10 protein-coding genes and 1 tRNA gene are annotated in these 12,771 nt (G+C 43.9%); 4 read left to right on the forward strand and 7 right to left on the reverse strand.

The genetic code is table 11. The features are described from left to right. Window positions 1–198 precede the first annotated feature (198 nt). From GT360_RS18315 to GT360_RS18335, 5 genes are all read right to left on the reverse strand, one after another. A tRNA-Gly gene (locus GT360_RS18315) sits at window positions 199–273 on the reverse strand. A gap of 234 nt (window positions 274–507) precedes the next feature. Beyond that, a complete protein-coding gene (locus tag GT360_RS18320; protein ID WP_164650396.1) occupies window positions 508–1,629 on the reverse strand; it encodes a zinc-dependent alcohol dehydrogenase in 1,122 nt (373 codons plus the stop codon). 122 nt (window positions 1,630–1,751) lie between these two features. Continuing rightward, entirely contained in the window at window positions 1,752–2,594 is an 843-nt protein-coding gene (locus tag GT360_RS18325) for a class II fructose-bisphosphate aldolase (RefSeq protein ID WP_164650397.1), read from the reverse strand. A gap of 22 nt (window positions 2,595–2,616) precedes the next feature. After that, window positions 2,617–4,131, reverse strand: a complete 1,515-nt coding sequence (locus tag GT360_RS18330) for an L-fucose/L-arabinose isomerase family protein (RefSeq protein ID WP_164650398.1) — start codon at window positions 4,129–4,131, stop codon at window positions 2,617–2,619. A 12-nt stretch (window positions 4,132–4,143) separates the two neighbouring features. Continuing rightward, the gene (locus GT360_RS18335; RefSeq protein ID WP_164650399.1) at window positions 4,144–5,049 is read right to left on the reverse strand and encodes a carbohydrate kinase family protein; all 906 of its coding nucleotides are present in this window, start codon (window positions 5,047–5,049) and stop codon (window positions 4,144–4,146) included. 169 nt (window positions 5,050–5,218) lie between these two features. Here GT360_RS18335 and GT360_RS18340 point away from each other — a divergent pair, with 169 nt between their 5' ends. Continuing rightward, window positions 5,219–6,061, forward strand: a complete 843-nt coding sequence (locus tag GT360_RS18340) for an AraC family transcriptional regulator (RefSeq protein WP_164650400.1) — start codon at window positions 5,219–5,221, stop codon at window positions 6,059–6,061. A 103-nt stretch (window positions 6,062–6,164) separates the two neighbouring features. Further along, window positions 6,165–6,713 (forward strand): citrate lyase holo-[acyl-carrier protein] synthase, encoded by a 549-nt coding sequence (gene citX / locus GT360_RS18345; protein WP_164650401.1) that lies wholly within the window; start codon window positions 6,165–6,167, stop codon window positions 6,711–6,713. 67 nt (window positions 6,714–6,780) lie between these two features. Here the strand turns inward: citX and GT360_RS18350 are convergent, their stop codons facing one another. Next, entirely contained in the window at window positions 6,781–8,781 is a 2,001-nt protein-coding gene (locus GT360_RS18350; protein WP_164650402.1) for a HAMP domain-containing methyl-accepting chemotaxis protein, read from the reverse strand. A 238-nt stretch (window positions 8,782–9,019) separates the two neighbouring features. Between GT360_RS18350 and GT360_RS22030 the strand changes: the two genes are divergently transcribed. Both GT360_RS22030 and GT360_RS18360 read left to right on the forward strand, forming a co-directional pair. After that, window positions 9,020–9,550: a pilus assembly FimT family protein gene (locus GT360_RS22030; protein ID WP_204274582.1), complete on the forward strand. Its 531-nt coding sequence runs from the start codon at window positions 9,020–9,022 to the stop codon at window positions 9,548–9,550. Window positions 9,551–9,876: 326 nt separating this feature from the next. Then, complete coding sequence (locus GT360_RS18360; protein WP_164650403.1) at window positions 9,877–10,188, forward strand: hypothetical protein; 312 nt, start codon at window positions 9,877–9,879, stop codon at window positions 10,186–10,188. 61 nt (window positions 10,189–10,249) lie between these two features. Here the strand turns inward: GT360_RS18360 and mrcB are convergent, their stop codons facing one another. Next, the gene (gene mrcB / locus GT360_RS18365) at window positions 10,250–12,532 is read right to left on the reverse strand and encodes a penicillin-binding protein 1B (protein WP_164650404.1); all 2,283 of its coding nucleotides are present in this window, start codon (window positions 12,530–12,532) and stop codon (window positions 10,250–10,252) included. Window positions 12,533–12,771 lie beyond the last annotated feature (239 nt).

Consider the following 12,771-nt stretch of genomic DNA (forward strand, 5'->3'; position numbering starts at 1 on the left):
TGACAACTAGGCCATTTAGTACGAGTTAACACCATATCTACCTGAAAAGTACTATGGTCTAGATTTGGTCTCAAAATGGTCTCAGTGCACGGGAATTGGTTAAGAAATCTTTAATAATAGCTTTAAGCTGAAGAATTATGGCTGTGCTAATGCTTTGATAGAAATTATGTTTTGGGGAGTTACTGAAGATAATTAACTTGGAGCGTACACCGGGAATCGAACCCGGATCATCAGCTTGGAAGGCTGAGGTAATAGCCATTATACGATGTACGCTTCGTCGTGGGACGAGGTTTAATATGCCACAGCTGGAGAAAAAGAAAAGCCCTAAATCGCCCCATAGTGACTGACTGCGTATCTTTTCGTCACTTTGCGCAATTTATCCACTATGTCTATGTTATCTCTTGAAATTAATGGGATCTACATCTCATAGCCTACACCGTATTTTTGCAGCGATAGAACATTAGGCTGCTGGGTGCTAGCTAAGCACTAACACCCAGATAATCATAATTACTCGTTTACGGTAATCACTTTAATCCCTTCCATACGGATATTCGTCTCGACTGCTTCTGTGATCTCATCTAATGCAAACTCATGCGTGACCAGTTTTTCTATCGGAAGGCCGATACTCTTAATGCCCTTCATACACTCAATCGCATTAGGGTAGTCTTCGGGGCTATAGGCCCACGACCCCACCATAGTGATCTCTTTATTACAGATATCAATGTGTGGATTAAACGATGTCTCTCCGTTGTTGACAAAGAAGCCGACTTCACACAACCCGCCACCACGTTCAATTAACTTGAAAATAGTTGATGCTGCTGTTGGTACACCAGTACATTGGAACGCAAACTTCGCACCACGCCCCTTGGTCAACGATTGCACTTTTGCAACCAGGTCATCAGTGGAATCAAAATCCATAAAGTTAACTACTTCCGTTGCTCCCAGCTCTTTCGCCAGCTCAAGCCTTGACGCTTGACCATCCACCGCAATGATATTCTGAACACCTAGGGTTTTCAGTACCGCTATAACTGACAAGCCAATTGGACCTGCTCCTTGAATCACGACTGGTGACGCAAAATTAAGCAAGTTAGTCGTCTTTGCTCGCTCGACTGCATGAACGGCAACTGCTACAGGCTCAATCAAAATACGCTCTTTTAACGAAAACTCTGATACGTTAAACAGTGTTGAGCCTGGTTTAATCACAAGGTAATCACCAAACCAACCGTTAAAACGGTTTTCCGGCTGGTCTCCCATCAAGCCATAGCAGCCCATATTTTCGCACAGATTAGTTCGTGCCGGCGTGGATTTGCATGGTTCACACTCACCGCATGGAATAATACTAGTGATAATTTTTGAGCCAACTTCAAGTGCTTTGCCCGTGGTATCTGTCTTGAAGTTTTTACCTAGTTTGACAATTTTACCTGTGCCCTCGTGACCCAGAACAATGGGCATCACACCAAAAGGATCATTACGGTATTCATGCACGTCGGTGCCACAGACACCACACCCTTCTACTTTAACTAGGATTTCATCATCTTGAATATCTGGCAATGGGTAGTGTTTGAACTCAAACGTTTTTAAGTCAGTGAGTACGGCGACCTTGGCCTTTTCTGGTACTGCAATCGTCATGATCAATCTCTCTTTTCTATAGTTTAAGCAAAGCTCTCCCCTCCATAGTGAAATGGTTCAAAAAGAGCATCGCAGGAAATGGTTGCCCAGCGCAAAGTCAGCACCGGGCAATTAGAAAGGAATTACAAGTGAGGGTTCACTGCTTTAAGGCGATCAAGAACAACCGCTTGAACTTCCGGAATCACCTCTTTCATAATAAATGGTGGGTACGCTGATTGAACATCTTTGTTGATACGCGTATGAGCCTCTCGCATATAGGTCGTATGGACAATCGTACCTATGTTGATCTTAGCAATGCCCATTGTGATGGCCTTTTGAATATCTTCGTCGGCAATGCCGGTACCACCATGAAGCACCAAAGGGTTTGGCACCGCATTCGCAATCGCTTGAAGACGTTCAAAATGGATCTTTGGTGTTGTTGGCGTAAAGCCATGTGCTGTACCGATACCTACCGCGACAATGTTTGGGCCAGCCTCTTCACAAAGTGCAATCACATCGGCCACACTTGCAAGATAGTCATCTTCACTTTGCACGACCACATCGCGGCCCATAATTTTACCGATTTCAGCTTCAACAGTGACACCCGCGCTTCGGGCATAATCAACAACTTCACGTGTCATTTGAATGTTCGTTTTCAAATCATGGTGTGAACCATCAATCATTACTGAGTCATAGCCATCATCGATTGCCTGCTTACATAGGTCTACCGATGTACTGTGGTCTAAGTGGAGGTATATTTTGTTATTTGCAATCTTCTCAAAACCATCAACCATTTTACGGCAGAGGTAAGTACCATTTAGCTCTGCAACTGGTGGGTATGTCATCGCCATAAAAGGCAGATCGAGCTCATTGGCCGCCAAAGCAACAGCATGTAGATCATAAATATCATTAATATTGAAACCCGCTAAACAGCGTTTTTCCGTGCGATATTGATTAAGCAATGAAGTGAGATTCGTTGTCATCATTGGTTCCTATTCATCTCTTAGATTAAAAATCGAGTTTTTTTGGCAGACCGCGGCCCGTGGTTTTGGCTTCAGCTGGCGCTAGCTCATTGACGTCGACCCAGTAATTGAACTCACGAAGGGTCTCCATTAAATGACCACGAGCAACAACCCAGTGATGGTCCATACCATGATTCATGATTGAGCCAGCAATAGATTTAGAACACAGAGTGCTTGGAGCAACTTCACCATAGCAACCACGATAGCGCATAGGTGATTCAACAATATCGCCTTCAAAAGCAAATATCGTTGATGCATGTGGATACTGATACTTCGCTATAGTGACCGGGCCAGTTTCCTGCAGGAACTCAAACAACATACCGTAAGAGGTTTCTGGGTCGTAATTGTCTAAAATACTGTGGTTACGTACTTCAAGCTGTGTACCTTCGCGCATCAACTTTGTCGCAGTACCGCCACAGTGCCACATACCGACTCTGTTCTCCGCATGATTAACGAAAGAGAAATCCATCAACGTCGGCAAGCCTTTGCTCATTGTCAGTTCATTGAATATCACCATGGTCAGCAACGCCCCCATGTCTGATTCATCAGCAACGGGCAGACCAAGATCTTGCACTAGAGCGCCTGCACCATCACCAGAGATACCGTAGTTATCAAATAGCTCTGGCCAGTTCTTAAGAGCAACGCCCACATACCCATTTTGATTAGCGTAGTCGACTATCGCGAGTGACAATCGTACCGACTTCAGCACCTCGTCATATTTAACGAAGTTCTCTTTCACCATTGGTGACGACAGTAGCTTATCAACAATAGGATTAAGTTCTTCTTCTGTGTATTTTTGCTCTCCATGAAGCCAAACGGTGTGCATATCAATACGGTCTACCGCCAAACCAAAGTGTTTAGCGATCGACATTTCATTAAGCTCGCAATCATAGAAACCAGGAACTCGCATTCCTCCAATCATCAAGATTTTTGCGTGTTTTAGGCGTGCTTTTGCAGATACCGCACTGATAAAGCGCCCCAAAGACTCATTGAGGCTTTCCGCTCCCGGCTCTTCAAAAATCCAAGAGTATTTCACTTCCATATTGGATAGGTTGTTTAACAGGAAGTTCTGACCACACAAGCGATTCGCCGTTAGGCTTCCACCAATGGTTTCAGTATGCGACCAACTCAATACGGGAACATCGTGGTCCGCCAGCCAAGTTGCTAACGCCAGAGCCAAATCACCCTGAATATAGGAGGCTTGGTAAACCACCAAAGCTTTCATGCCACCAGCGTAGTAACGCTCGAGGAGTTCAAGCATCTCCTCTTTAGTCTGAATCGGCTCTTTTTCTGCCAGCATCGAGTTGTATTCGGTAAATACATTTTTAACATCACTCACCGCTTGGCTGTATGACTGCTTCGCTTTTTCCCAATCGAAATGAAGTTCAAAACCAATCCCAATAAAACCTACTGGCACGTCTTTTCTTGGCGCCTTTGGCGCAACAAGTGGCTTCATTTGCTCTTCTAGAAGACCGACTCTTTCATTGAATTGAATACTCATTGGCAATACCTACTATTTGTAATTTTGGATAAATTTTTCGACATCTTGCGCACTTGGGAAAGACGTGCGGCCACCAAAATGGGTAGCGACAATCGCTGCGAAAGCAGCAGCAAATTGCATTCTTTTGACGAGATCGTAGCCTTCAAGAAGACCAAAAGCGTAAGCCGCGTGATACGCATCACCACAGCCTGTAGTATCCACAACAGCGACTTCAAAGCATGCTTGATGAACAATCCCGGAAGGCGTTGCGGCCCAACTGCCATTGGCCCCATCTGTAATCACAACTTGAGCTTCCGTAATGGCACTCAGATTGCGTAAACAGGCTTCCGGGCTCTCTTTTTGAGCCAAGAACTGAGCCGCCTCCAATGGCAAAATAACGTGCTCACCGAGCTTTAACATGGTGGTAAGCTGCGTATGATCGCCGGCTTCGATATCAATGACGGATGGAATTCCACGTTGCTTCGCTTGTTTTAGAAGTGCGATATTACCTTTGACATCATAGCCATCGACATAGAGCAATCTCGTTTCAGCTAACCACTGAGGGTCAATGTCTGCGGGAGTCAGTGCTCTGTACCCTTGAGTGGTGTAGAACACGGTACGTTCTGCAGTTTTTGGGTCCACTTCAACCAGTGCCGTGGCGGGAATAGCGGCTGAATCATGAAGGAAAAGACTGGTATCGACACCACAACGCTCAAGCTCAGAACGCGCAATGTCGCTTTGGGCATTGTCTCCTAAGAATCCGACATACGCGGTTTTCAATCCCAAAGAGGCCATGCCACAGGCACCATTTCCGGCAGGTGCACCGCCTTGAATCATGATGTTGTCAACTTCATGCTTGCTGCCATGAGTGTATTTCTCTGGCAAAGTCACGAGTAGGTCGACAACGTTCAAACCAGACACAATAACGTCAAAGCTCATTGTGGTTTACTCCGTGTAAAACTGTGATTAAGTACAGAAATACTAAGAGCAAATTTGTGTTTGTTTTAAACACTGAGTTAGTTTGGTTATGTACTATTTTTCCCTAAATATCTTATATCGTCGCTTGGTTCGGGAAAATTAGAGCCTGATCATAGTTTTGGAGCCCGATGTGAAGCCTATTTTAGAGCATGTTCCCAACACCCAGCAGCAGTCGCTGTTCTTTAATGAATATGATAAGAAGGTGTTCAGCTTCCCGTGGCACTATCACCCTCAATGGGAGCTCACCTATATCATCTCAGGATCTGGGACGGCATATACAGGCAATGCTGTCAGGCACTATAGTGCTGGTGAACTGGTCTTATTGGCGCCTAACATACCGCATTGCTGGAAAAGCGATGGCAACGCAAAGACCGGAGTAAAATCAGTCTATGCTCAGTGGGATAATAGCTTCTTAGGAGACAACTGGTTGGATAAACCAGAGTTCACCAGCATCAAGACTCTTTTTGAACAATGCTACAGTGGTCTGTCATTTATAAACTGCGATGCGCTTGGGGAAAAACTTAACGGCCTTCGATTTAAGAGTCCTTTTCATCGTACATTAGGTTTCGTCGACTTATTACATGAGTTAAGCCTGCAACAATCGGTCATGCCACTTGGTCAACAAACGAATCTTTGCCAAGACTTTGCGTCTGACAAGCGCATTGAAACTATCCTCGAGTACATCACTCAATATTACGACCAAAAGATTAGCGCGAAAGAGATGGCACAGCTGGTAAATATGACGCCAGTCTCCTTCAGTAAATACTTTACGCGCACATTCCAGAAACCTTTCACTCAGTTTTTAAATGAGTTCCGCGTTAGCCAAGCATGTGGACTGTTAGTATCAACTGAGTTAACGGTGGAGCAAGTTGCTTTTCAAACGGGGTATCAAAATATGTCCTTCTTTCACCGCCAGTTTAAATCGGTAACCGAGAAAACACCAAACCACTTTCGAGAAAGCTACCTAGAATAAGTCGATTTTTTGCACACGGGGTAACAACAGTGTTTTCTACACCACATTTTTAGCAAAAACAATGCTCTACAATAATCGAAATGCGCTAGGAATGGAGTCTGTTATGTCAAAAAATAAACACCCTTTAGATCAATGCCACAACGCATGGCAACATACCGACCAACAACAAAAATGGATAAAGCAGTATCGATTACCTTTATTAAGGGTAACTACCTTTGTCCCGAGAATCATGGCGAACAGTGAAGTCGCTGAAAAAATTTACTCAATCGCAAAGCTGCAAGTCCACGACACACTGAGTCAATCCAATTACAAAGTTATTGAGAGTGATTCATTTGAGGATAAAGATGGAAAAGGATTATTAATGGCCATTTCAGGCGCATCCTCCACACAACTAAAAAGAGCAATGATTAAGCTAGAAAACAACCATCCGCTCGGGCCGCTATTCAATTTTGATGTCCTAAACCGAGATGGGAAGATGGTCTCACGCCGCTCATCGGAAATGGAACCTCGAAAGTGCATAATCTGTGACCACGCTGCCTCATACTGTGCAGCAAGTCATATCCATTCAGAGGAATCACTCGAACGTGAGGTTCTCCAATTGCTAGGTCGTCATTTAGTTTCATTTTCTACAAAAGAGACTGAAATCGCATAACTTTGAGCAGCTATGAGCCTCTCGCTCATAGCTGCTTTCAAAACTGGGCAGTTCCGATGCCTAGCTCTCACTTAAGCTTAAAATGACTCATTCCACGGGCCAACTCTTGCATCTCTTCTCGTAGGCCTTGAGTAACGTTGCTTTGCTCATCATTCTCTGCTGTCACTGACTCTACAGAACGGTTCACATTCAGCATTAGCTCATCAATTGTGGTCACCGACTGAAATTGCTGTTCTGCTGCCGCAGCCAACGAGACCATTTGGTCATTCAAAGACTCAATCTGTTTTGTTCCCTTTGACAGAGTTTCTACCACGGACTCAGTAATGTGGTTGCTCTTTTCCGCTAAAGAAACTCCGTTAGCGATCTCATCAACCACATTTCGAGTCGACGCCTTGATACCAGTAAGCAGTTTATCAATTTCAACCGTTGATTGAGTTGTGCGAGTCGCTAGGTTTCGTACCTCATCCGCGACCACGGCAAACCCTCTACCCTGCTCTCCGGCCCTCGCCGCTTCAATCGCTGCATTGAGTGCCAACAAGTTAGTTTGCTCAGCCAAATTTTCAATCACCTCAGTGACTTTTTCGATGCCTTCCGTTTCTTCTTTTAACCTTTCTACCTGCTCGCTAACCCCTTTAATGGTTGTGTAAAGGGCGAGGACAGACTGACTATTTTGAACAAGAGACTCACTACCTCGTGACAAAGTAAGGTGAGATTCATTGAGCTCTGCTAAAGAATCTGATGCCAACTGAGTCGTATTTTTAGCCGCCAGCTTGATCTCTACAGCTTGTTCCGAGACCTGGTGAATTGCTTGGTTTTGAAGCTCGGTTTGCTTCGTCGTCTTAGTGTTCTTTTCGAGAAGGGTCAACATACCCCTCTCTGCCTCTTCGACGCTATGGTTCACCGCACCTACCATCTCATTAAGTGAACGACTCATTTGGTTCATGTGTTGTGTGAGCATGGATAGCTCATCTGAACTGCGATCATCTACTGCTGGCTGCGAGATGTCACCATTTGAAATTTGACTCGCTCTATCAGCCAAGTGCCTAACTCTACGAGCAATACTATTGCCCATAAATATGGAAAGCACGCTAGCAAAAGCAATGACAAATACCATTGAGATTAGCATGAATACGATAATTTCTTGGCCGAGCTGCTGAACTTCATCTCCCTTGGCGGTCGCTCTTTTCGTTTGCTCTTCAACTAACTGATCGAGCGCGGCAGTCACCAAATCAACTTTAGGCATCAACTCCCTTGCCATAATGGCATTACTTTTATTCCAATCTTGACTCTGTCTAAGCTCAATGACTTGCTCTGATAGTGGGTAGTAGATCTCTTGCATCTCTTTTGTTAATGACCATAACCGCTGAGCTGTACCTGATAATCTCGACGTTTCAGACTCTATTTCTTTACTCAGTGAAACATGAAGGTTCAGATACTCGTTATATTTATCAAGTGGCTCTACACCACCGTAGATTAAAAAATCCCGCATACTAGACAAAGCATTGGCTAGCGCATTACTGGTATCTGCATAGAGTTTTAATAATGCTTTTCGATCACCACCCTCACGCTCAGATGCTTCATCATTAATCATATTCTGCAGAAGGTCGATCACGACTTCAGCCATCGGCGCAGCCTCTTCAGAAAAAAGCATCAGTGATGGCAAGTTTTCTGGTGTATGGCTCAATGTGATAATTGCAGTTATGCTATGATCAATGTCAGCGAGGTTTTCTTGAATCTGATTTAACTGGCCATTATCGAACTCAGTCATCAAACTGCTTAAACTGGTAGACAATTCTTGCTTCATTCGCTCGATTTCCTCAAGCAATGACGTCGAGTATTGGCTGTCACCTCCCAACAACATGTAGCTTCGCGTTAAGGATATCGTTTGTTCGAGACTTAGCTGAAACAATCGACCAGCGTCGACCACGGGGAGATCTTGTGAAAGCAAAAAGTCATTAGTGGATTGCACATCACTAAGTTTGTGGTAAGTCACAACACCAGAGAGCAAAAATACAAACGTCAGCACTGCAAAACTCGCTTGCAGTTTTTTTGAAATAGAGAACTTCATCCATAAACCCTATTAAGATATTTCAAACAGCGTACGCTTATCCGTGCGCACTTAAGCTAATAAAACTACTAAATTTGCACCGTTAGTGCCATCAATAATTGATTCGCGTCACAAGAAATAGCTATTAAATCCGTGTATTTACATAATTAGTTTGATTGAGATACAGTATGTAAAGAAATATTTCGTTAGTGCTATAATCGCTCGGCAGTGCTCTAGCTTAAAGAAAATGGATGATCGAATGACCAGAAATAGTATGCGTGGGTTTACCTTAATAGAACTTATTGTCGTCATTGTTGTGCTGGCTATCTTAGCGGTCATTGCAGCACCGAGATTCTTAAACCTTCAGTCTGATGCTCGCTCTAGTATCGTACAAGGACTCAGCGCCGCTCTGCGCACTGGCTCTGATTTAGTTCACGCTAAAGCGGTTATAGAAGGTGTTGACTCTGGCTCCGATGAAATTGAAATCGATGGCTACCTGCTAAGCATACGTAGTGGGTATCCCCGTGTGGCAGCCAATTGTGAGCGGTTTACCTCTGACCTTAGATACTGGGTTGATATGCAGTTGAAAACCACCTGCTCTGATACTGAACAGGGTGAAGCTGAATGGTACGGTGAGGTATCAAGAAACCAGTTCTATTTTTTCCCCGTTGGGTATGACCAACTTTCCCAAGGGTGCTACATCATTTACACCACCGCCTCTGAACGAGTAGGTGGTGAGTGGATCGATGCGGATTCTGCGTCAATTGAATATGACACCTCAGGCTGCTAAAGCTCTTTCGAATCACTTAGAATATCTCATCAAAGAAGCCATTAAGGACCATTAAGGAACTAACGGTAAAAGAATGCTGCCAACTAACTATTTACTGTGACTAACTGATATTCACATTTGGTTGATTTGATATGGCATAAATTCTTCTTTTGATTGGGAGAATATTATGAACCTTGAACAAGCAAGACAATATCATGCTAGGTATTATAGGTATAAGGCAGAATATTAGAGATGTTGTCATTATCTGGTCTTTCCGTGACTTTGATAGAATTTTAGCGCTCTACGAATGCCCTCCGGAACAACTCTATTTTTATGAGGGATAGCTAATGCAGTTAGCTAATCTATTTACAAGACAATCCCTCGCTGCAAACATGATTGTGTTTTGCGTACTTTTAGGTGTCATTCTATACGTTGAAGCCTCCAACGCACACATTGCTGCTAAAAATGCCGAATTTGAGAACTACTTGGCAACACAGATACAAAGCTGTGCTTTAAAGGCACAAGCTAATGCTCCACAGCCTAGGTTTATGATGAACTTTCTGAGTGGTGAGGTGATGGAATATAGAACACCAAAAGAGAATGAATTTATTGATTTCTTGTATCAACAATGTCTGGAAAATCTCTATCTATTGAAATAAAAAATAAAGGCCATAAGTATGGCCTTTAAACATTCTCGATTTAGGTCTTATGCAGGCTTACCTACATCGTAAATAGACGTTTGAAGAAATTACCAATTTCCTCTCCCGCACATCCAGAAGATACGTTTTCATCTGCTCCCCAAATTGGCAAGTCGATATTGCCTCGGCCACAACTTGTCCGTAAAGAACCATCATCTCTTGCCCGATAACTGATGTTTTTCACATCCTCAGCAAAGTTAACTTCAAGTTTGCTCGGTTTGCGCTGTTCGACATAGTCGCGATAAACACGCAGAGCACCACTTGAGCCAGTCAGTTTGGTTGAACCGTTGTCGCCACGCCCAACCCAGACTGTCACTAATTCCTTTCCATCAATACCGACATACCAACTGTCTCTACCATTATTAGTAGTGCCTGTTTTACCCGCTAGGTGATTATTTTTGCCAATGTTCCCAAGATTCCTGCCTGTTCCCTCGGTCACGGTTGCTTGTAACCCTGCTAGCGTTAGGTCTGCAGCTTGTTCCCGTGCCACTTGGTTAGGTGTCGAGTGATGTTGGTATAGCTTATTATTATTTGAATCCATAACGGCGCTCACCATAAACAAGGTTTGTCGCTCTCCCTTATTTGCAATGGGCTGATAGAGTTGACTTACTGTCATCGGTGTCATTTCGACCGCACCCAACAACATTGATGGTAAAGGGGCTATAGAGTCTTCGAGATCTCCCAACTGCTCAATGGTTTTCGCCACTTTATCAAGTCCAATCTCAATCCCTAGATTTACCGTTGGTACGTTGAGCGAATCTGCTAACGCAGAATAAAGTGGCACCTGCCCTTTGTATTGACGAGTGTAGTTTCTCGGCTGCCATGTATCCCCATTTGGGAGCGTTAGAGTTAACGGTTGATCCTTTAGCGTTGTCGCAAGGTTAAAACGTTCTGGCTCCTCTAGTGCTGCTAAGAAAATGGCTGGTTTTATAATGGATCCGACTTGTCGACTCCCCTGCTTAGCAAAGTTATACCCGGCGAAGCGAGGATCTCTATTACCAACAATCGCTCTAATTGAGCCGTCCCGATAATCTACTGTTAGCATTGCAGCTTCAAGCTCTGCTCCTGCAATGGCATCTAATGCGGGTAGCGTTTTAACAATACTTTTCTCTACTTCTAACTGAGAAATAGGGTCTAACGTGGTAAAAACGCGAGCGCCTTGGATACTTTGATTAGGAAGTAGCATAGCCAACTCTTGAGCAACTAAATCAAAATAGGCTGGACGGCTAGTGGTTACACGCCCTCTCACCTGTATATCTAAGTTTCTAGCAGTGGCTGCTTCATACTCGCTCGCCTCAAGAAAACCATCCTCTTCGAGCAACTTCAAAATTGTATTTCGACGATTAGTTACCCTCTCAGGGAAGCGCCATGGATTGTAATAAGAGGGTCCTTTCACGACCCCCACGAGCAACGCTAGCTGGTCCACTCTTAACTCTTGTAGTGGCTTATTAAAGTAAAATTGTGCTCCGAGCTCAAAACCATGAATCGCATCTGATCCTTGCTGAGCGAGGTAAATTTGATTGACATAACCATCCAAAATCTCATCTTTAGAGAAACGTGAATCAATTAAAACCGCCATATAGGCTTCACGAAGTTTACGACTTAAGCTACGTTCACTGGTCAAGAACAAATTTTTGGTAAGCTGTTGCGTTAAGGTACTTCCCCCTTGGACCGTACGCCCCGCTTTCATATTGGTTAAAAACGCCCGTGCAATCGCCGTTAGTGATATTCCGTCATGTTCAAAGAAGGCGCGATCCTCTGTAAGTAGCAGAGCTTTAATCAGTGCTTCTGGCATATCCTGCCATGACTGATATAAACGATGCTGCTCACCAGTATCACTAAGCATACCCATGAGTTGAGGCTCGATTTGGAATAATCCTAACGTCTCACCGCTATCAATATCCACAATGTTACGAACACGACTCTTGGAAAAGGAGATTCTCACTCTTTGCAGGTCTCGAAAGCCATCATCAAACTCAAACGCTCGACGCACAAAAGTGATACTGTCACCATGAGTGCTATACTCACCACTGCTTGCTGGTGAATTCACTTGTTGATAGTTCAAACTTCTCAGTTCATCTAGCAATTGTTGCTTACTGATAGGTGCATCTATTGTGAGCGTTAATGCCCGAGAATAAACCGCAGTAGGTAGTTCAAATAGTTGACCTGAAAAACGCTCATCGACAACATTAGACACACTACGATGAAACAGTCCCCAAATAACCAGTAAGAGAATTCCTCCCAGAGCCACAAAGGTCTTGAGGGAGAGTTTACGTTTGGGGCTCGAATTTATCTCAGTTGTCATTATCGTTACTGCTCAAGTGAAAAACTTGCGCAAATTACCTATCTCGATAGAGAACGATGTCAGAGCGGCGTTAAGAAAGGTGAGCCCTTTGTGACTATCACGCCAGTACAGTCGGACTTTCATGATAACTTGTTGATTGTGTTTTAATTACACATAAACGAAAAAATATAAACTCACTGTACCTGCAACTTCAGACCATCAATAGCATTATGCAAAAATGAATATCTCTTAAACATGGT

The sequence above is a fragment of the Vibrio astriarenae genome (assembly GCF_010587385.1).
GTDB lineage: Bacteria > Pseudomonadota > Gammaproteobacteria > Enterobacterales > Vibrionaceae > Vibrio > Vibrio astriarenae.